This window comes from Roseomonas aerilata DSM 19363, assembly GCF_000711725.1.
Lineage (GTDB): Bacteria > Pseudomonadota > Alphaproteobacteria > Acetobacterales > Acetobacteraceae > Roseomonas > Roseomonas aerilata.
Genome location: NZ_JONP01000032.1, coordinates 20,854 through 39,190, shown reverse-complemented (window position 1 = coordinate 39,190; position 18,337 = coordinate 20,854). Strand labels below are relative to the sequence as shown.

The following is an 18,337-nucleotide window of genomic DNA, read 5'->3' as shown; positions in this document are numbered from 1 at the left end:
CGTTGGCCGGTCAGGCGTACACCGCCCGATCAGACCGCCTCAAACATCGCGGCGCCCCATCCCTCACGCCCATCATGGGGCGGATCACACCGACCCCGGAGAGAACCATGACCCCGGCAGCGGGCAGCCTCCAAACCGGCGCTTGACCTGAAAACCCCGATTAGAGAACGGTCACTGAGCGGTCCATCCACGGCAAGGACACCCTTGGAGACTACGATCTCGGCTTCATGCATCGATCGTGCCCCAAGGCATGGCGCAGGAGCGGTGCCCCTTCGAGGCTGAGCCGCGATGTCAGGCTGCCGCGGCGGGCAGGCTGACGGAGGCAGTGTCGCTCACGGCGCCGATGGCCTTCAGCGTTATGTAGCGGGAGCGCTGTATGCCCCACTCGTCTCGCACCATCATGTGTCCTACAATCTGATTATTGTTGACAGGTGCATGGCTACGTTGGAGGTTGCGTGAACGCCCGGATACAGGGTGAGAGGAGACGTTCTTGTCCGAGAAGCTGCTGCTTCGCCGGCCGTGCCGCTTTGTGGCGACGTGCCTCCCGTGAGCTGGCCGGCGCCAAAGCACGCGCCCACCGAGCGGGCGAATGGGCCCAGCCTGGCCCGAGATGCTGCATCCGCAGCCTTGGCACCGCACCGCCATGACGAGGCCGCCGTCAGGAAGGTTCAGACCTGCCTTCTGGATGTAATCGGAGCCGCACTGGAATCGCGTGGCCTTCCCTGGGGGTGCCAAGCCGTGGGGATCGCATCCGAGGTGAAAGGTGGCGTTCCGATCATCGGCACGGCACGGCGCACGACCGTCGGCGATGCCGCATTCGCCAACGCCGTCCTTGCCCATGGGCTCGTCCGCGAGGACATGCACGCGGCCTCGATCAGCCATCTCGGTGTTGTCGTCATTCCGGTGCTGCTGGCGCTCTCCCGCAGCCATCGGGTATCCGGGATGCGCTTTATCAACGCGGCCGTCGCGGGATACGAGGTGGGCGCACGGATCGGCGCCGCGCTGTTCACGACCGAGCTGGCCCGCCTGTTTCGTCCGACCGGCATCACGGGACCAATCGGCGGGGCCGCCGCCGCCGCGGTCCTGCTTGGCCTTGACGTGAACCGCGCGGCGAGTGCGATCGGCATGGCGGCCAATGCCACTGGCGGGCTGAACGAGTGGCCGGCCGTAGGCGGCACGGAAATGTTCTTCCATCCCGGCTTCGCCGCCCGGAACGCTGTCACGGCAGCAAGGCTCGCGGAGCTTGGCGCAGAGGCGTCTGAAAGCGCCCTCGACGGCGAGGCCGGACTTTTCGCTGCCTTCCGCCGCGACGGAATGCGACCGGTGATCCGCTTCTTCGACGGGGCGCCGGAGATCATGGCCGTCTACAACAAGCCTGTTCCGGCCTGCAATTTCGCGCAGACGGCATGCCAGCTTGCGCTCCGGCTCTCGCGCGAGCACGGCGTGCGGGCCGGTGAGATCCAGGGCATCCAGATCCGCGTGCCGAGAGCCGCGGCGCGCTATCCGGGCTGCGACAGCACGGGGCCCTTCTCCAAGCTGCTCCAGGCCAAGATGAGCATCCCCTTCGGCGTTGCGGCCACCCTGCTTCGCGGCACCATTGAGGAGGCGAACTACCACCTGCCGGTCGGGGCGGAGATGGAGCGCCTGCTCGACCTGGTGACGCTGGAGGAGGACGCCGCGCTGACTGCCGCCTTCCCCGTCCAACAAGGCGCGGAAATCGCGTTGGAGCTGGCCGACCGCGTGGTCTGCGGGAAGCTCGACGACGTCGTCGCGGCAACGCCGGCGGAGGTTCGCGAGCGCTTCGAGCGCGCCGCAACCGACAGCCTTGGCCGGGAGCGCGCGGAAGCGATCCTCCGCTTCGTGGATGCCATGCCGGACGCGGTAGACATGGCACCGCTGGCTGACCTTCTGGCATTGCAGGAGGACGGTGCGCCATGATGCCACAACTGGAAGGCCTGCTGCAGGCGCTCAACGCCGGGCTGCTGCTCGGCGCCCATTACGGGCTGATGTGCGTGGGGCTCAGCCTGATCTTCGGCGTGATGCGCGTGATCAACTTCGCGCATGGCGACTTCATGATGGTGGGCATGTATGCCGCCTTCCACCTCTTCACCCTGATGGGCCTTGGTGCGCTGTTCGGGAAGGAGGCCGGGCCGTTCATCGCCGCCTTGCTGGCCGGGCCGGTGCTGTTCGTGCTCGGCTACGCCGCGCAGCGCTTCCTGCTCTCGCGCGTGACGGGCACGCGGGTGGGATCGTTGGAGGGCGAGGGACATTATGCCCAGCTGATCCTGACGCTCGGCCTGTCATTGATCCTGCAGAGCGGCGGGCAGATCCTGTTCGGCAGCGTGCCCGTCTCGATCCCGAGCGACATCTCCTCGGAGGCGTGGGAGATCGACCTGGCGGACGGAGCGCTCGTGCTGTTCATCAACCAGGCCCGCGCGTGGGGCGCCGCGATCGCGGCCGTTCTTGTTGTCCTGCTCGTGCTGGTGATCACGCGATCCCGCCTCGGGAAATCACTGCGCGCGGCGGCGGACAACGTGCAGGCCGCGCTCTACATGGGGATCGACGTGGACCGCGCGCACCGCATCACCTTCGGGCTGGGCGTGGGCATCACGGCGGTGGCGGGCGGGCTGCTTGCCTCGAGCTATCCCTTCACGCCCTATGTCGGGCTCGAATACGTCATCATCATGTATGCGGGGGTGGTGCTGGGCGGGCTCGGCTCCACCGTCGGCGCCTTCTGGGGCGGGCTGCTGATCGGCGTCATCCAGCAATGTTCCGCGCTGCTGCTGCCGACCCAGCTACAGAACACTGCGATCTTTGTCGTCTTCCTGCTGGTGGTGTTCCTGCGGCCGCAGGGACTGCTCGGCCGCGTGTCGGAAAGGACCTGAGCGCTGTGTTCCGTGCCCTGAGCCGTGCGCGCATGATCCTGCCCGTGGTCGCCTTCTGCGCGGCCTATGCGGTGCTGGCGATGTTCGTGACCAATTCCTACCACCAGCTCACGCTGACGCTGGTGGCCGTCTGGGCGATCTTCGGCCTGTCCTGGAACCTGCTCTCGGGCATGACGGGGCTGATCTCCTTCGGCCATGCCGCCTTCTTCGGGCTGGGCGCCTATACCGTCGCTCTGCTCTTCGCGAAGCTTGGCCTGACGCCCTGGTTCGGCATTCCGGTCGCAACAGTGCTTGGCGGCCTCGCCGGGCTGCTGATCGGCCTGCCAACCTTCCGGCTGCGCGGACACTACTTCGCGCTGGCGATGCTGGCCTATCCGCTGGCGCTTCTGAACATCTTTCTCTGGCTCGGCCACCAGGAAGTCTCGCTGCCGCTGATCCGGGAGCGGGGCTGGGCCTACATGCAGTTCACCGACCAGCGGGTGTACATCCTTCTCGTCGTGGGCCTGCTGCTGGCGAGCATGATCTCGATGCGGGTGGTGGAGCGCTCGCGCTACGGCTTGGCGCTGACGGCGATCAAGCAGAACGAGGCGGCCGCGGAAGCAGTGGGGATCGACACGCGCCGGCTGAAGCTCATCACCATCACGGCGAGCGGTGCGGTGGCCGGGATGATCGGCGGGTTCCATGCCGTGATCCTCCTGGTGGTCACGCCCGAGGCGGTGTTCGGGATGCTCATCTCCGCCCAGGCGCTGACGGTGGCGATGTTCGGCGGCGTCGGCACGGTATGGGGCCCCGTCCTTGGCGCGCTGGTGCTGATCCCGCTGGGAGAGACGCTGCATGCGCGGTTCGGTGCGGTGCTGCCAGGTGTCCAGGGGGTGGTGTTCGGGGTGGCGATCGTCGCGGTGATCCTCCTCGCGCCGGAGGGCTTGTACTGGAAGGTGGCCGACCTGCTGCGGAACCGGCGCAAAACGGGGGCTGCGGCGCCGCTGGCCGCGGGGGCCCTGCCTTCGGCGGCGGCAATGCCGTGCGGCGGGCGCCAGCCGGCGAGGACGCCCCTGGGGCCCGATGCGCCGGTGATCCTGCAGGCGGAGGGCGTCTCGCGCGCCTTTGGCGGCGTGAAGGCGGTGCAGGAGGTGAGTTTCTCGGTCCGGCAGGGGGAGATCCTCGGCATCATCGGGCCCAACGGCGCGGGCAAGACCACGCTGTTCAACCTGCTGAACGGCTTCGTGCGGCCCGATGCCGGGCGCGTGCTGCTGGACGGGCGGGACGTGACGGGCCTGCCGCCCAACCGCCTGTGCCGCCTCGGTGTCGGGCGGACCTTCCAGGTGGTGCGGCCCTTCGCGCGCATGTCGGTGGCGGACAACGTGATGAGCGGCGCCCGGGCGGCGGACGGCATCGAGGAGGCGCGGGCGCGGGCGCGCGCGGCGATGCAGCGGGTTGGCCTGGGCGGGCTGATGGACGTGCGCGCGGGCACCTTGAGCAACCTCAACCTGCGCCTGATGGAGCTGGCTCGCGCCCTGGCCGGCCGGCCGCGGTTGCTGCTGCTGGACGAGACCTTCGCCGGGCTCGGCGGACCGGAGGTGGAGAAGCTGCTGGGCGTGATCCGCGGCATCGCGGCGGAGGGTGTCACCGTGGTGATCATCGAGCACACGCTGCACGCCATGGTCCGGCTGGTGGACCGCTTTGTCGTGCTCGACCACGGCGCCGTGCTGGCGGAGGGCCTGCCGGAGGAGGTGACGGGCAACCCCGCCGTCATCGAGGCCTATCTCGGAAGCAAATGGAGCGCCCGTGCTGGAGATTGACGATCTGCACGCCGGCTACGGCGGCTCCTCGGTGCTGAAGGGCGTGAGCCTGCATCTGCGCCAGGGGGAATTCGTGGCCGTGGTGGGGCCGAACGGCGCGGGCAAGACCACGCTGTTCAAGACGATCTCGGGAACGGTCGGGGTGCGTTCCGGCCGCATCCGCTTCAACGGGACCGACCTGGCGGCCATCCCAGCCGCGCGCCGGCCGCATCTAGGCATCGCGCATGTGCCGGAGGGGCGGCAGCTCTTTCCCTCGCTGACGGTGATGGAGAACCTGGAGATGGGCGCCAGCACGGAGGCGGGGCGCCGGGACTGGGCGCGCAACCTGGCGCAGGTGCTGGAATGGTTTCCGATCCTGGCGGAGCGCCGGAACCAGCTGGCCGGCACGCTGTCGGGCGGGCAGCAGCAGATGGTGGCGGTCGGCCGCGGCCTCGCCTCCTCACCTAGTTTGCTCATGCTCGACGAACCCTCGATGGGGCTCGCCCCTGCCGTCGCGGAGTTCATCTTCGAGCGTCTGACCGAGATCCACCGCCAGGCCGGGATGACGATCCTGCTCGTGGAGCAGCGCGTGGCCGAGGCGCTGGAATCGGCCGATCGCGGCTACGTGCTGGAGGCCGGGCGCATCGTGCTGGAGGGCACGCATGAGGCGCTGCGAAGCGACGACCGTGTTCGGCAGGCCTATCTGGGCATGTGATGCAACGGCAGCCGGCGAACCGGGGCCATATCGGGGAGAGAAGCGGATGTTGATCTCTGGCAAGGGTGTTCTGCGGCCCACGCGGCGCGACCTTCTCGCGGGGGGTGCGGCATTGGCGGGAAGCGGCCTCCTGCCCGGCATGGTGCGCGCGCAGCCGGCCGAGGGCGGGACGGTGAAGGTGGGGCTGCTGGTGCCCCTCTCCGGGATTTATTCCCGCTTCGGCCAGCTGATGCGCATGGGCGCGGAGCTCGGCATCAAGCACGTGAACGAGCAGGGCGGCGTGCCCTCGCTCGGGGGCGCGAAGCTGGAGCTGCGTCTCTTCGATGCCGGCGATTCCACGGAGAAGGCGAAGAACGCCGCGCAGCGCATGGTGGCCGACAACCCTGATCTCGTGGCCTGCTCCGGCGCCTACCTGTCCTCCTTCACCCTGTCCGCGACGGAGGTGACGGAGCGGGCCGAGCTGCCGATGCTCACGCTCAGCTATTCCGACCTGATCACCACGCGCGGCTTCCGCTACGTCTTCCAGACCTCCGCCAAGGCGGGCGACCAGGCGAAGGAAGCCCTGCCCATCCTGCTGGACTTGGCGCAGCGGGCCGCGGGCAAGCGGCCGGAAACGGTTGCGATCCTGACGGACAACACCGCCTCATCCCTCTCCTTCGTGCAGCCGATCCGCGAGAACGCCGCGAAGTTCGGGCTGCGCATCGTGATGGACGAAACCTTCACCCCGCCGCTGTCGGATGCGACGCAGCTCATCCAGAAGGTCCGCTCGGCGCGGCCGGATGTGATGGTCATGCCGATCACCGTCATCTCGGATGTGAAGCTGCTGATCGAGAAGATGAACGAGTTCGGCCTCGGGCGGGGCCGCGTGCCGACGATCGGCAACGGCATCGCCATGGCGCAGTCCGACCTGTTGCAGAACATCCGCCCCGCGCAGATGGAGGGCTTCATCACCGTGGTGGGGAACTGGGACGCCAAGGGGCAGGAGGCGATCATCGAAGAGTTCAAGCGCGTCTCCGGGGAGCCCTGGATGGGGCAGAACAGCATCGCGACCTATGGCGACATCTGGATCATGCGGGACGCGCTGGAAAAGGCGGGCCGGGCCGACCGGCGCGCGGTAGCCGAGGCGCTGCGCACGATCGACATCACCGGGGGCGCGGCGCTGTATTACCCCGGCCGCCGCGTGAAGTTCGATGCCACCGGCCTGCGCGAAACGGCGGGCCCGGTGGTGGTGCAGTGGCAGAACAACAGGCCTGTCACCGTGTATCCCGGCGATTCCGCCACCGCCGAGATCTTCTGGCTGAAGCGCTGACGAAAAGGGCGCCTGCCGCGCAGCACGCGTGGCGGGCAGCCCCGTGGGGGGAGACGAGCATCATGCGGATTGCCATCACCGGCGCGGGCAGCGGCATCGGGGCCGCGACCGCGCGGCTGCTGATCGGGCGTGGACATCAGGTGGCGTGCCTGGACCGGGACCTGGAGGCGGCACGGCGCGTGGCCGGCGGGGAGCATCCGGCCATTGCCGTGGACGTGGCCGATGAGGAGGGGGTGGTGCGCGCCTTCGGCGAGGTGCGCGCGGCTCTCGGCGGGCTGGACGCGCTGGCCACCTGCGCCGGCATCTTCGAGACCACCGCCTTCGAGGAAACAACGGTTGCGATGTTCCGCCGGGTGCACGAGGTGAACGTGATCGGCACCTTCCTCTGCCTGCGGGAAGCGGCGGGGATGATGGAGGCGGGTGGGCGCATCTGCACGGTGGCGAGCGTGGCGGGGCTGCGCGGCGGCGGGCTGGCGGGCACCGTCTCCTACGCCACGAGCAAGGGCGCGGTGCTGGCGATGACCAAGAACGCGGCGCGCGTGCTGGGTCCAAAGGGCATCGCGGTGAACACCATCGCGCCGGGCATGATCGACACGCCCTTTGCCGCCACCCCGCTGAAGGACTCCACGACGCGGGCGCGGGTGGAGGCCATGACCTCCTTCAACCGGCTGGGCACGGCGGAGGAGATCGCGCCGGCCATCGCCTGGCTGCTCTCGCCCGAGGCCTCCTATGTGCACGGCGCCACGCTCGTCGCCGATGGCGGGATGGTCATGTACTGACGCGCCGCCGGCTCTGTCACCTGTTGGGAGACCTCCGATGAGGATCGGGATCGACGAGGCGCGGCGGCTTGCCGAGCGAGGGCTGGCGGGGCTGGGACTCCCGGCGGCGGAAGCGGCGCGGGTCGCGGAGCACCTGCTGGACTGCGAGTTGCGCGGCCTGGGCTATGCCGGGCTGGCACGGGTGCTGAGCATGGCGGAGCGCTTCGCCGACCGGCCGCATCAGGGCCGGCCCATCACGGTGCTCGCTGAGACCCCCGTCTCCGCCCGGCTGAATGGCGGCGACAATGTCGGCTACCTCGTCGGCCATGAGGCAACCCGCATCGCGACCGAGAAGGCGTTGGCGAGCGGCATCGCCGTCGTGGGCGCGAACGATACTTGGTACACCGGGATGCTGTCCTTCTACGCCGAGATGGCGACAAAGGCGGGGCTGGCGGTGATGATCGCCTCCAACGCCACGCCCTGGGTCGCGCCGGCGGGCGGCACGGAGCCGCGTTTCGGGACCAATCCCATCTGCTTCGGCTTTCCCGGCGATGAGGGGCCGGTGATCTGGGACATCGGCATCTCCAACATCATCCACGCGCAGGCGGTGATGGCGCGGCGGCTGGGGCAGGCCCTGCCGGAAGGCGCGGCCTATGACGCGCAGGGGCGGCCGACGACGGATCCGGTTGCCGCGCTGGATGGTGCCTTCATGGCCTGGGGCGGGCACCGGGGAAGCGGGCTCGGTGTTGTCGTGCAGTTGCTGGGCATGATCGCGGGGTCGCCGGTGATGCCGGAGCACCTGTCGGATTTCGGGTACCTGGTCATTGCCTTCCGGCCCGACCTCCTTTCCCCGCTGGAGGAGGTGAAGCGCAAGGTTTCCGCCTATTCGGCGCTGATCCGCGACACGCGGCCGGTGGAGGGCGGCCCGCCCGTGCGCATGCCCTTCGACCGCTCCGCGGCGCTGCGCGCGGAGCGGCTGGCGCAAGGGGAGATCGAGATCCCCGATGCCATCCTGGATGCGGTGCGCGGGCTGGCGGCGCGGGGGTAGGTGCCGGGCGCACCCGTCCCCGCGACACGGGTTCTAGCGCGGGGCGAGCCCGGCGCGGCTGACGACCTCGGTCCAGCGCGCCACGTCAGAGGCGATGCGGTCCCGCATGGCCGCGGGGCCGAGTTCCGCCGGCGGCGGGACGGTGGTGGCCAGGTCCGCGAAGCGGGTCGCCACGGCCGGGGTGGCCAGGGCGGCATCGATCGCCTTCAGCAGCCGGTCCACGCGCGCCTGCGGCAGGTTGGCCGGGCCGGCGATGGCGTTCCAGATGACCATGTCGAAGCCGGGAACGCCGGCCTCGGCGAAGGTGGGCACCTCCGGCAGCTGGGCGATGCGGCTCGAGCCCGTGACGGCAAGGGCGACCGCCGTGCGGCCCTGATGGGCCGGGATCATCGTGACGGTCTGGTCTATGACCGCCGTCACCGTGCCGGCCGCGAGGTCGCTCATGGCAGGGCCCGCGCCGCGATAGGGGACGAGCATGGCCTTCGCGCCGATGATCGAGAGCAGGTAGGCCGGTGCGAGATGGCCGGTGGTGTTGGTGCCGGGCGTGCCGAAGGTCACCTCCTCGCCGCGCGCGCGGATGCGCTCGATCAGCGTGCCCAGGTCGCGGATGCCGGAGCGCGGACCGGCGGCAATGACCATGGGGACGTTTGCGACGATGCTGATCGGCGTCAGGTCGCGGCGCGGATCGAAGTTCGGATCGGCGCCGAGGGCGACGGTTGCCGCCATCGAGGCGAGGTTCCCGAATCCGATGGTGTAGCCGTCCGGATCGGAGCGGACGAGGCGCTGCGTGCCGACCACGCTTCCCGCGCCGGTGACGTTTTCCACCACGACGGTGCGGCCGAGATCGGCCCCCATCCCCTGGGCCATGAGGCGTGCGAGGGCGTCGAGCGTACCGCCCGGCGCCGATGGCACGATGAGGGTGACGGTGCGGCTGGGATAGTCCTGCGCGGCAGCGGAGGCGATGCCGAGCAGGGCCGCGAGCCCGAGCAGAAATGCCGGGCGCCAGGCGGCGCTGCGCATGATGGAGTTCTCCCGTCTTCGTTCTCGTCGCGCCAGGGGATCACGGTGAAGGACGGCGATCAACTTATTTGTCGGACAATCCGACGGTGGGTTGATGCGGCGGTGCCGACGGTCCTAGGCTTCCGGAAAGACAAGCCGGAGGAGATGCCGATGAACACGAAGCCGATCCCGCAATCCGCGCAGCGCGACCGCGTCCGCAAGACAGTCCCGGCGTTGGTCGAGTACACGGAGGGCGTCGTCTACGGCGACCTGTGGGAGCGCACGGACCTGTCCAAGCGCGACCGCAGCCTGGTCACCGTGGCAGCCCTGGTCGCGACCTACCGGCCGGAGCAGCTCTCCGTCCATATCGGCCGGGCGCTCGACAACGGGGTGACGCAGGAGGAGATCGCCGGGCTGATCACCCATCTCGCCTTCTATGCCGGCTGGCCCGCGGCGATGTCGGGCGCGCAGGTCGCGACCGAGGTCTTCGAGAAGCGGGAGGGCTGAGCGCCGTGCGCGTCGGGTTCATCGGCCTGGGCACCATGGGTGCCAGCATGGCCGCCAATCTCGCCAAGGCGCCGGATGTGGCGCTGGTGGTGCACGATGTCCGGCGCGAGGCGGCGGATGCGCTGGTAAGCAACGGCGCGGAATGGGCGGCCTCGCCGCAGTCGCTGGGCGAGGGCTGCGAGGTGGTCTTCACATCCCTCCCCGGCCCCGCGGAGGTGAAGGCCGTCGGGGCGCAGTTGCTGGAGACCCTGCGCCCGGGATCGGTGCTCATCGACATCTCCACCAATTCCGTTTCCGCCGTGCGGGAGCTGCACGCGGCGGGCGCGGAGAAGGGCGTGCACGTGCTGGACGCGCCGATCAGCGGCGGGCCGCGGGGTGCTGCTAGCCGCAAGCTCGCCTTCTTCGTGGGCGGGGACGCGGCGGTGTTCGACTGCTGCCGGCCGTTGCTCGCGGCCATGGGGGACCGCCCCATCCGGGTCGGGGAAATCGGGGCGGGCAGCATCGCCAAGCTGGCGCACAACCTGTCCGGCTACGCGCTGAACGTCATCATGGCGGAGGTCTTCGCCATGGGGTCGAAGGCCGGGCTGGACCCGCTCGCGCTGTTCGCCGCCATACGGCAGGGCGTGCACGGGCGCCGCCGCACCTATGACGGGGTGACGGAGCAGTTCCTCATCAACAGCTACGACACCCCCGCTTTTCAGCTTCGCCTGGCGCACAAGGACGTTTCGCTCGCCTGCGCGCTGGGGCGCGAGGTGGGCGTGCCCATGCGCATGGCGGCGCTGACGCTGGAGGAGATGACCGAGGCACTGGGCCGCGGCTGGGGCCAGCGGGATTCGCGCTCGGCCATGCTGCTGGAGCTGGAGCGCGCGGGAGTGGAGATCGAGGTGGACCGGGCGGCGATGCAGGCCGTGCTGGATTCGGATGGTGCGCCATGACCCATGAGGTTTACGCCATCCGCTACGCCCGGCGGGACGCAATGCGCGCGGAGCACTTCATCGGTGGCGATCCGCATGACGGTCCCATGCCGATGGACTATTTCGCCTGGGCCCTGGTGAAGGACGGGCGCGCCATCGTGGTGGACACCGGCTTCACCGCCGAGGTGGCACGCAAGCGCCGCCGCGAGTTCCTGCGCTGCCCGGTCGAGGCGCTGGGGCTGATCGGCATCGCGCCCGATGCTGTGGAGGACGTGGTGCTGACGCATCTGCACTACGACCATGTCGGCAACTTCGACCTGTTCCCCCGCGCCCGCTTCCACCTGCGGGAGGAGGAGGTGCACTACGCCTGCGGCCGCTTCATGCGGCACAGGCAGCTCTCCCACTCCTTCGAGGTGGAGGATGTGGTGGGCATCGTGCGGATGAACTACGCCGGGCGCGTGGTCTTCCATGACGGCGTGGTGGAACCCTGGCCCGGCATCCGCCTGCATCCCACGGGCGGGCATTCGGCGGGGCTGCAGTTCGTTTCCGTGGAGACGGCGCGCGGGCGGGTGGTGCTCGCCTCCGACGTCACGCACTTCTACGAGAACATGGAGAGTGGCCGGCCCTTCACCACCGCCTTTCATGTTGGCGAGATGCTGGAGGGATTCGACCGCCTGCGTGCCGTGGCCGACAGCCCCGCGCACATCATTCCCGGCCATGATCCGGAGGTGATGCGCCGCTACCCCGCGCCGCGCCCGGAGCTGGAGGGGATCGTCGCGCGGCTGGACGTGCCGCCGCGCGCATAGGGCGGGGGGACCGGGCGGCGATCCCGGTCCGCACCCCTATTCGGCGGCGCGGTTTCCGCCGCCCAGCGTTTCGCCCACCAGGCGCTCGGAGAACTGTGCCATCGCGGTGTGGTCCTGGCCCGGGCCGAGCAGGCCCTGCGCGCTCGCCCACATCTCCCGGCACAGCGCCGCGAAGGGCGTGGGCGTGTTGGTGTCGCGCCCGACCTCGAGCGCGACGGACACGTCCTTGGCCATGAGGTCCAGCCCGAAGCCGGCGTCGAAGCGGCGGGACAGCACGAACTGCTTGAACTTCTTCTGCGTGCTGTTGTTCATGCCGGTGGAGGCGTTCAGCACGTCCACCATGACCGCTGGATCAAGGCCGAAGCGCTGGCCGATGAGCAGCGCCTCCACCCCGATGAGGAAGCCCGCGGCGCCCATGAGGTTGTTCAGCGCCTTCATCGCCTGCCCCGAGCCGACGCCGCCGACATGGGTGAGGGTGGTGCCCATGGCGCGCAGCACGGGGTCGGCGCGGGAGATCGCCTGCGCCTCGCCGCCGAGGATGATGGCGAGATCTCCGGTCTTGGCGCGCGGCACGCCGCCGGAGACGGGAGCGTCGATCATCGTCACGCCGCGTGCGGCGAGGCTCTCGGCGAAGCCGCGCGTGGCGGTTGGCACGCCCGAGCTCATCTCGATCACCAGCGTGCCGGCGGTCAGCGCATCCCCCATCGCGTCAAGCGCCTGCCCGACATGCTTGGAGGTCGGCAGGATGGTGATGACGGCATCGGCCCCGCGCACGGCGGAGGCCGCATCCCCGGCCGCATGGCCGCCGACCTCGGTCGCGAAGCGGGCGGCGCGGTCGGGCGCCGCGTCGAAGACCGCGAGGTCGAAGCCGGCCTCGATAAGGCGGGCGGCCATGGGCCAGCCCATGTTGCCGATGCCGATGAAGGCGATCCGGTGGAGGCTCCCGTTGCTCATTCCGCGGGCTTCGCGGGCTCGCCGGTCAGCGCACCCTCCCTTACGAGCACCTCATGCGCCGCCTTGAAGGCGTCGAGCCCGGCGGGGATGCCACAATACACGGTGGCGTGCAGCAGGATCTCCTTGATCTCTTCCACGGTCACGCCGTTGGTCAGGGCGCCCTTCACATGAAGCTTGATCTCGGGCGTGCGGCCGAGCGCGGTCAGCATCGCGAGGTTCAGCATGCTGCGCGTGCGGCGGTCCAGGCCCTCGCGGGTCCAGGCGTAGCCCCAGCACCATTCGGTCGTGATGCGCTGGAAGGCCATCATGAAGTCGTCGGCCTTGGCGATGCCGCCATCGACATATTCGGCGCCAAGCACCGCGCGCCGGACTTCCAGTCCCTTCTCGAACCAGGTGTCGTCGGACATGCTGTTTACTCCCTCTTTGGCTGAACCTAACGATATGTATGATTGTCGGTCAATTCCGATTGCGGACGATCTTGGCATTTCCATCTGGACGGGGGGCGGGGCAAGAACCAGATTGCCGGAACCGGCCGGGACTTTGCCTGCGGCCTGGGACGTGGAGACCCATGCCGAACGACGCGTCCCTGCGCATCACGCCACAACCTGTGCGGCGGCAAGTCGAGGAACGCCTCCGTGAGGCGATCATCAGCGGCCGCTTCATGCCGGGCGACCACCTGTCGGACCGGCTGCTCTGCGACCTGTTCGGCGTCAGCCGCGGGGTGATCCGGGAGGCGGTGCGGCTGCTGGAGGCGGAGGGGCTGATCGAGGTGGTGCCGAACCGCGGCCCCTTCGTTGCCTATCTCTCCCCGGCCGAGGCGAGCCAGGTCTATGAGGTTCGCGCGGTACTGGAGGCGCTGGCGGGCCAGGGCTTCGCCGAGCGGGCTTCCGAGGACGAGATCGCGGAACTGCGGGCCGTGTTCGAGGAGATCGCGGCGGCCCGCCCGGGCCTGAACCGCGTCGCGCTGCTCGGGCTGAAGCGGCGCTTCTATGATGTTCTGCTGCGGGGCTGCCGCAACGCTTATGTGGCGCGGATGCTGGACCAAGTGCTGAACCGCAACACCCAGCTGCGCGCGACCACCCTCTCCGACCCCGAGCGGCTGCCGCGCACGGTTGCGGAGATCCGCCGCATCGTGGAGGCGATCGAGCGGCGGGACGGGGAGGGCACCTGGCAGGCCTGCCGGGACCACGTAACCCAGGCCGCCCGCGTGGCGCTTCGCATACTGAACCAGCAGGCGAGCGAGAAGGCCGAGGCGGCGCGAGGCCGCGCCCCGGCGCCCGCGGCGGACTAGCGCGGCCTATTTCACCGCCGAGAAGCCCGTGGGCTGCAGCATCAGGTTGGTAATGCTGGCCACAATGGCGCCGTTCTTCTCCGTCTCGGCCCGCTTGGCGATCCATTCGGGGTCGGCCTGGAAGGCGTTCCATTTCTGCTCGCGTTCGGCCAGGGACTGCCACGCCAGCAGGTAGTAGAGATCCTGGTTCGAGTCGCCGATGGCCACCGTCCAGAAGCCGGCTTGCTGGATCCCGTGCTTTTCCCAGAGGCCCAGCGTCATCGTCTCGAAGCGCCGGAGGAGGTCGGGGAGGCGTCCGGGGACGCAGTGATAGATGCGAAGTTCGTGGATCATGGCGTGTTCTCCAGGGCCGGCGAGACGGGCAGCCCCGCTCGGTCAGCACAGCCTGACATCTGTCGGACAATCTGAAAATCGTTGACAGAGCACTCGCATCGCGGAACCTTGGCGGCCAAGGTCCGTCACAAGGGCCGCGACGGAAGCAGGAAACACGCCCCATGCCTCAGATCGCACGACGCGGGCTCCTCGGCGCCGCGGCCACGCTGCCGCTTGCCGCGCCGGCCCTGGCGGCCTTTCCCGATCAGCCGATCCGCGTTGTCGTGCCCTGGAACGCGGGTGGGCTGGCGGACGTGGTGATGCGCGCCATCGCCCCCGCCATGGCCGGCCCTCTCGGCCAGCCCGTGGTCATCGAGAACCGGCCCGGTGCCAACGGCGCTGTGGGCACTCAAGCGGTCGCGCGCTCCGCCCCGGACGGGCACACGCTGATCCTGGCCAATGCCGAGACGCATGCGATTAACCCGCTGATCTATCCGCGACTCGCCTACAACCCGGCGACGGACTTCACGCCGGTCACGCTTGTCGCGCGCGGCCCCTTCGTGCTGCTGACGCGCCCCGGCTTCGGCGCGGAAAACCTGGAAGGCTTCCTGTCCAGGGCGCGGGCGGAGCCGGGCAGGCTCACCTATGCTTCCTGGGGGATCGGCAGCACCTCGCACCTCGCGATGGAGTCCCTGATCAAGCAGGCCAGGCTGCAGATGCTGCACGTGCCCTTCACGGGCGCGGCGCCGGCCAGCACGGCGCTGGTGGCGGGGCAGGTGGACGTGATGTTCCTCAATGCCGGCCCGGCCGAGGCGGTGGCGCGCGACGGCAAGGTGAGGATCTTGGGCGTCGGCGCCGCGCAGCGCATCCCGCTGCTGCCGGAAACGCCGACCATGGCGGAGCTGGGCATGCCCGTGAGCGCGGGGAACTGGTTCGGCCTGCTCGGTCCCGCCCGCCTGCCCATGCCGGTCGCGGAGCGCATCGCGGCGGTGGTGGCGGAGGTGCTGAACCAGCCCGCCGTGCAGGGCATCTTCCGGTCCCAGGCCGCGCTCCCCGTGAGCACGAAGCCCGAGGAAATGCGCACCTTCATTGCCGAGGACCGGACGGGCTGGGCCAATGTGGTGCGCGACCTCAACATCCAGTTGGATTGAGGGCCGCGCATTCGGCGCCGGCGGGCGGTGCCTCAGGCGCCGCCCACCTCCACCCCCGCCCAACCCTCGACCAGCCTGGCAACGGAAGTGAAGTCGCTTTCCGGCCCGAAGGTCGCGCTGGTGACGGCAAGCATCTGCCGCACGGCGCTGCCAACCACCATCGGCACGCCCATTGCCCCCGCCTCGTCCACGCAAAGCCCGACATCCTTGAGCGAGAGCGCCGTGGTGAAGCCGAAATCGAAGGTCCGGGGGATGACGGCGCGCGGGAACTTGTCCTGCGTGGCGCTGTTGCGGCCGCTGCTGCTGTTGATGACGTCGCACATCAGGCTTGGGTCCAGCCCGGCCTTCACCCCCATCGCGATAGCCTCCGACGATGCGACGAGGGCGGTGGCGGCGAGGAGGTTGTTGCAAAGCTTCATCACCTGCGCCTGGCCCGGCTTCTCGCCGCAAAAGAAGGGCTTGCCCATGACGCGGAGCACCGGCTCCAGCGCCTCGAACTCGTCGCGCGGGCCGGAGATCATGATGGCCAGCGTTCCCTTCTCGGCGCCGGTGATGCCGCCGCTGACGGGCGCATCAATGGAGAAGCGGCCCTGTTCCGCGAAGGCGGCCGCGACCTGCTGGGCGACGCGCGGGCCGGTGGTGGAGAAATCCACGAAGCGCCGGGCCCGCTGGCCGCGCAGCACGCCCACCGGGCCCAGGCCCACGGCCTGTACAACAGCCGGTGTCGGCAGGCTGGCGAGGACGGTGTCGGCAAGGTCCGCGACCTCCGCGGGGCTGGAGGCGCGCCGCGCGCCGCTCGCGACCAGCGGCGCAACCGCGGCCTCCACGGGGTCGTACACCACCAGCGCGTGCCCGGCCTCGAGCAGGCGGGCCGCCATGCGGCTGCCCATCTGGCCCAGCCCGACAAATCCCAGAACCTCGTTCGCCATCACGTCCCTCCTCGGCCATTCCAGCCTCTCGTTCGGGTCTATGCAGCGACCGGCCGAGGTACAAGCGGGAACGTGATATCGATACCAGAAATCTGCCGGTCAGGTGCTTTCGCGCTGAATGATCTCGAACCCCAGGTCGACGACCACGCGTTCCTGCGAGCGCCCCTGGATGCGGTCGAGCAGCACCTCCGCGCCGCGCCGCCCGATGCCGGCGCGGGGCAGGCGCAGGGTGGTGATCGGCGGCACGACGTGGCGGAGCATGTCGATGTCGTCGAAGGCGGCGAGCGCGACCCGCCCCGGCACCGCCCAGCCGCGCCGCTGGCACTCGAACAAGGCGCCCGCCGCCAGCACGTCGCCCGCGAAGAACACCGCGTCCGGCGCCGCCTCGCCCTGCACCAGCCGCACCACCGCCTCCGCACCGGAGGCGAGGCCAGGCGGCATCTCGAGCATCAGACGCGGCTCGGCTTGCAGCCCCAGCTCGCCCATCGCGGTGCGGAAGCCGCGCTGGCGGTCCCGGCTGCGGTCGTTATGGGTCGCGGAGAGGCTGACGAAGGCGATGCGCCGGTATCCGAGCCGGTGCAAGTGCAGCACCATGGCGCGGGCGGCGTCGTGATTGGAATAGCTCACGGCCATGTCCAGCGGGTCGGGCACCAGCGTGCCCGTCTCCACCACCGGCACCCCCGCGCGGCGGATCATCTCGACGGCGGCCGGGGTGTGGCGCGTGTCGTGCAGCATGAGTCCCGCGACCTGCTGCGCGAGGAAGGCGGTGATCAGCGCCTCCTCGCCCTCCATGCTGTAGCCGCCATCGGCGATCATGAGTTGGAAGCCGCTGTCCCGCAGCACGGCCGAGACGCCCTGGATGGTCGGTGCGTAGAGCGAGTTGTCCAGGTTGGGCACGATCAGCCCGATCACGTTGGACCGCATCGAGGAAAGATTGCCGGCCAGGCGGTTGGGCACGTAGCCCACCGCGCGCACGGCTTCCTCCACCCGGCGCCGCACGGGTTCGGAAACCTTCGACGGGTCGCGCAGGGCGCGCGAGACCGTCATCGGCGAGACGCCGGCCCGTTGCGCCACGTCGCGCATGCGGCTGGACGTGCCGCGCCCGCCGGCGTCATCCGGCATGGCCGGGCACCACATTGAGGAACAGGGGAGGGGACATCCGGCCATGAGCCAGGACGAGGACAGCTACGAGATCCATGCGGTGCGCTACGCCCATCACGACCGGCCCGCGCATGAGAACTTCATCGGCGGCGACCCCCATGACAACGCGCCCATGCCGCTGGACTACTTCGTCTGGGCCATCCTCGGGCGGAACCGCCGCTTCGTGCTCGACACCGGCTTCGACGCCGGGATCGCCCGCAAGCGCCGGCGGGACCTGATCCGAACGCCGGCCGAAGGGCTTGCCATGATCGGCGTGGACGCGGCTGCGGTACCGGATGTCATCCTCTCCCATATGCATTACGACCATGCCGGCAACCACGCGATGTTTCCCGCCGCCTGCTACCACATCCAGGACCGGGAGATGGCCTACTGCACGGGACGCTGCATGTGCCACGACGTGCTGCGCCAGCCTTTCGAGGCCGCAGACGTGACGGCCATGGTCGGGCGGGTGTTCGAGGGACGGGCCCGGTTCCATGACGGCTCCGCCGAGATCGCGCCGGGGCTGAGCGTGCACCATGTCGGCGGCCACTCGCTCGGATTGCAGGTCGTGCGGGTGCGGACGCGGCGCGGCTGGGTCGTGCTCGCCTCCGACGCCACGCATTTCTACGCCAATTTCCAGCAAAGGCGGCCCTTCCCGATCGTCGCCGATGTGGCGCAGATGCTGGAAGGCTACGACACGCTGCACCGCCTCGCGAGTTCCCCGGACCACATCATCCCCGGGCACGACCCGATCGTGATGCAGCGCTACCCGGCCTCCGCGCCGGGCCTGGAGGGCATCGCGGTGCGGCTGGACGCCGATCCCGCAGGTTGAGGCCGGCGG

The 18,337-nt window shown here is 69.7% G+C and carries 19 protein-coding genes; 13 read left to right on the top strand and 6 right to left on the bottom strand.

Features of this window, described 5'->3' with window-relative positions; genetic code table 11:
• The first annotated feature begins 474 nt into the window (after positions 1-474).
• The 7 genes from BO39_RS23725 (at position 475) to BO39_RS23695 (ending at position 8,493) form a co-directional block, all read left to right on the top strand.
• A complete protein-coding gene (locus BO39_RS23725) occupies positions 475-1,938 on the top strand; it encodes an MmgE/PrpD family protein (protein WP_156963855.1) in 1,464 nt (487 codons plus the stop codon).
• Positions 1,935-2,885 carry a branched-chain amino acid ABC transporter permease gene (locus BO39_RS23720; RefSeq protein ID WP_211257541.1) on the top strand — a complete coding sequence of 317 codons (951 nt, stop codon included), beginning with the start codon at positions 1,935-1,937 and terminating at the stop codon, positions 2,883-2,885. Before BO39_RS23725 ends, BO39_RS23720 begins: the two co-directional genes overlap by 4 nt.
• 5 nt (positions 2,886-2,890) lie before the next feature.
• Positions 2,891-4,684 (top strand): branched-chain amino acid ABC transporter ATP-binding protein/permease, encoded by a 1,794-nt coding sequence (locus tag BO39_RS23715; RefSeq protein ID WP_211257540.1) that lies wholly within the window; start codon positions 2,891-2,893, stop codon positions 4,682-4,684.
• A complete protein-coding gene (locus tag BO39_RS23710) occupies positions 4,671-5,378 on the top strand; it encodes an ABC transporter ATP-binding protein (protein WP_043838267.1) in 708 nt (235 codons plus the stop codon). Before BO39_RS23715 ends, BO39_RS23710 begins: the two co-directional genes overlap by 14 nt.
• A 46-nt stretch (positions 5,379-5,424) precedes the next feature.
• Entirely contained in the window at positions 5,425-6,687 is a 1,263-nt protein-coding gene (locus BO39_RS23705) for an ABC transporter substrate-binding protein (protein ID WP_043838263.1), read from the top strand.
• Positions 6,688-6,749: 62 nt separating this feature from the next.
• Positions 6,750-7,466: an SDR family NAD(P)-dependent oxidoreductase gene (locus BO39_RS23700; RefSeq protein WP_043838261.1), complete on the top strand. Its 717-nt coding sequence runs from the start codon at positions 6,750-6,752 to the stop codon at positions 7,464-7,466.
• Between the two features lie 37 nt (positions 7,467-7,503).
• The gene (locus BO39_RS23695) at positions 7,504-8,493 is read left to right on the top strand and encodes an Ldh family oxidoreductase (protein WP_043838259.1); all 990 of its coding nucleotides are present in this window, start codon (positions 7,504-7,506) and stop codon (positions 8,491-8,493) included.
• 33 nt (positions 8,494-8,526) lie between these two features.
• On the opposite strand, the gene BO39_RS23690 is transcribed toward BO39_RS23695, so the two are convergent.
• Positions 8,527-9,513: a Bug family tripartite tricarboxylate transporter substrate binding protein gene (locus BO39_RS23690; protein ID WP_043838257.1), complete on the bottom strand. Its 987-nt coding sequence runs from the start codon at positions 9,511-9,513 to the stop codon at positions 8,527-8,529.
• Positions 9,514-9,663: 150 nt separating this feature from the next.
• On the opposite strand from BO39_RS23690, the gene BO39_RS23685 reads away from it, so the two are divergent.
• The 3 genes from BO39_RS23685 to BO39_RS23675 are packed head-to-tail and all read left to right on the top strand — an operon-like array spanning position 9,664 to position 11,719.
• A complete protein-coding gene (locus tag BO39_RS23685) occupies positions 9,664-9,999 on the top strand; it encodes a carboxymuconolactone decarboxylase family protein (protein WP_043838255.1) in 336 nt (111 codons plus the stop codon).
• A 5-nt stretch (positions 10,000-10,004) separates the two neighbouring features.
• Complete coding sequence (locus BO39_RS23680) at positions 10,005-10,934, top strand: NAD(P)-dependent oxidoreductase (RefSeq protein WP_043838253.1); 930 nt, start codon at positions 10,005-10,007, stop codon at positions 10,932-10,934.
• Positions 10,931-11,719, top strand: coding sequence for an N-acyl homoserine lactonase family protein (locus tag BO39_RS23675; protein WP_043838251.1), 789 nt, complete (start codon positions 10,931-10,933; stop codon positions 11,717-11,719). Before BO39_RS23680 ends, BO39_RS23675 begins: the two co-directional genes overlap by 4 nt.
• Before the next feature lie 36 nt (positions 11,720-11,755).
• Here the strand turns inward: BO39_RS23675 and BO39_RS23670 are convergent, their stop codons facing one another.
• Together BO39_RS23670 and BO39_RS23665 are read right to left on the bottom strand one after the other, a co-directional pair.
• Positions 11,756-12,673, bottom strand: coding sequence for an NAD(P)-dependent oxidoreductase (locus BO39_RS23670; RefSeq protein ID WP_043838249.1), 918 nt, complete (start codon positions 12,671-12,673; stop codon positions 11,756-11,758).
• Positions 12,670-13,080 (bottom strand): carboxymuconolactone decarboxylase family protein, encoded by a 411-nt coding sequence (locus tag BO39_RS23665; protein ID WP_043838247.1) that lies wholly within the window; start codon positions 13,078-13,080, stop codon positions 12,670-12,672. The genes BO39_RS23670 and BO39_RS23665 overlap by 4 nt, the downstream gene beginning before the upstream one ends.
• A gap of 161 nt (positions 13,081-13,241) precedes the next feature.
• Here BO39_RS23665 and BO39_RS23660 point away from each other — a divergent pair, with 161 nt between their 5' ends.
• Complete coding sequence (locus BO39_RS23660) at positions 13,242-13,964, top strand: GntR family transcriptional regulator (RefSeq protein ID WP_043838245.1); 723 nt, start codon at positions 13,242-13,244, stop codon at positions 13,962-13,964.
• Between the two features lie 6 nt (positions 13,965-13,970).
• Here BO39_RS23660 and BO39_RS23655 read toward each other — a convergent pair whose 3' ends face one another.
• Positions 13,971-14,297, bottom strand: a complete 327-nt coding sequence (locus BO39_RS23655) for an NIPSNAP family protein (RefSeq protein WP_043838243.1) — start codon at positions 14,295-14,297, stop codon at positions 13,971-13,973.
• Between the two features lie 161 nt (positions 14,298-14,458).
• On the opposite strand from BO39_RS23655, the gene BO39_RS23650 reads away from it, so the two are divergent.
• Positions 14,459-15,427: a Bug family tripartite tricarboxylate transporter substrate binding protein gene (locus BO39_RS23650; protein ID WP_043838241.1), complete on the top strand. Its 969-nt coding sequence runs from the start codon at positions 14,459-14,461 to the stop codon at positions 15,425-15,427.
• 32 nt (positions 15,428-15,459) lie between these two features.
• Here the strand turns inward: BO39_RS23650 and BO39_RS23645 are convergent, their stop codons facing one another.
• Both BO39_RS23645 and BO39_RS23640 read right to left on the bottom strand, forming a co-directional pair.
• Positions 15,460-16,356 (bottom strand): NAD(P)-dependent oxidoreductase, encoded by an 897-nt coding sequence (locus BO39_RS23645; RefSeq protein WP_043838239.1) that lies wholly within the window; start codon positions 16,354-16,356, stop codon positions 15,460-15,462.
• A gap of 99 nt (positions 16,357-16,455) precedes the next feature.
• Positions 16,456-17,478, bottom strand: a complete 1,023-nt coding sequence (locus BO39_RS23640; protein ID WP_043838275.1) for a LacI family DNA-binding transcriptional regulator — start codon at positions 17,476-17,478, stop codon at positions 16,456-16,458.
• 43 nt (positions 17,479-17,521) lie between these two features.
• Between BO39_RS23640 and BO39_RS23635 the strand changes: the two genes are divergently transcribed.
• Positions 17,522-18,328, top strand: coding sequence for an N-acyl homoserine lactonase family protein (locus BO39_RS23635; protein ID WP_043838237.1), 807 nt, complete (start codon positions 17,522-17,524; stop codon positions 18,326-18,328).
• Positions 18,329-18,337 lie beyond the last annotated feature (9 nt).

Coding starts and splice junctions, on each gene's coding strand:
- BO39_RS23720 (WP_211257541.1), top strand. CDS start 1,935: ATGATGCCACAACTGGAAGGCCTGCTGCAGGCGCTCAACGCCGGGCTG.
- BO39_RS23705 (WP_043838263.1), top strand. CDS start 5,425: ATGTTGATCTCTGGCAAGGGTGTTCTGCGGCCCACGCGGCGCGACCTT.
- BO39_RS23700 (WP_043838261.1), top strand. CDS start 6,750: ATGCGGATTGCCATCACCGGCGCGGGCAGCGGCATCGGGGCCGCGACC.
- BO39_RS23695 (WP_043838259.1), top strand. CDS start 7,504: ATGAGGATCGGGATCGACGAGGCGCGGCGGCTTGCCGAGCGAGGGCTG.
- BO39_RS23690 (WP_043838257.1), bottom strand. CDS start 9,513: ATGCGCAGCGCCGCCTGGCGCCCGGCATTTCTGCTCGGGCTCGCGGCC.
- BO39_RS23685 (WP_043838255.1), top strand. CDS start 9,664: ATGAACACGAAGCCGATCCCGCAATCCGCGCAGCGCGACCGCGTCCGC.
- BO39_RS23675 (WP_043838251.1), top strand. CDS start 10,931: ATGACCCATGAGGTTTACGCCATCCGCTACGCCCGGCGGGACGCAATG.
- BO39_RS23670 (WP_043838249.1), bottom strand. CDS start 12,673: ATGAGCAACGGGAGCCTCCACCGGATCGCCTTCATCGGCATCGGCAAC.
- BO39_RS23665 (WP_043838247.1), bottom strand. CDS start 13,080: ATGTCCGACGACACCTGGTTCGAGAAGGGACTGGAAGTCCGGCGCGCG.
- BO39_RS23660 (WP_043838245.1), top strand. CDS start 13,242: ATGCCGAACGACGCGTCCCTGCGCATCACGCCACAACCTGTGCGGCGG.
- BO39_RS23655 (WP_043838243.1), bottom strand. CDS start 14,297: ATGATCCACGAACTTCGCATCTATCACTGCGTCCCCGGACGCCTCCCC.
- BO39_RS23650 (WP_043838241.1), top strand. CDS start 14,459: ATGCCTCAGATCGCACGACGCGGGCTCCTCGGCGCCGCGGCCACGCTG.
- BO39_RS23645 (WP_043838239.1), bottom strand. CDS start 16,356: ATGGCGAACGAGGTTCTGGGATTTGTCGGGCTGGGCCAGATGGGCAGC.
- BO39_RS23640 (WP_043838275.1), bottom strand. CDS start 17,478: ATGCCGGATGACGCCGGCGGGCGCGGCACGTCCAGCCGCATGCGCGAC.
- BO39_RS23635 (WP_043838237.1), top strand. CDS start 17,522: ATGAGCCAGGACGAGGACAGCTACGAGATCCATGCGGTGCGCTACGCC.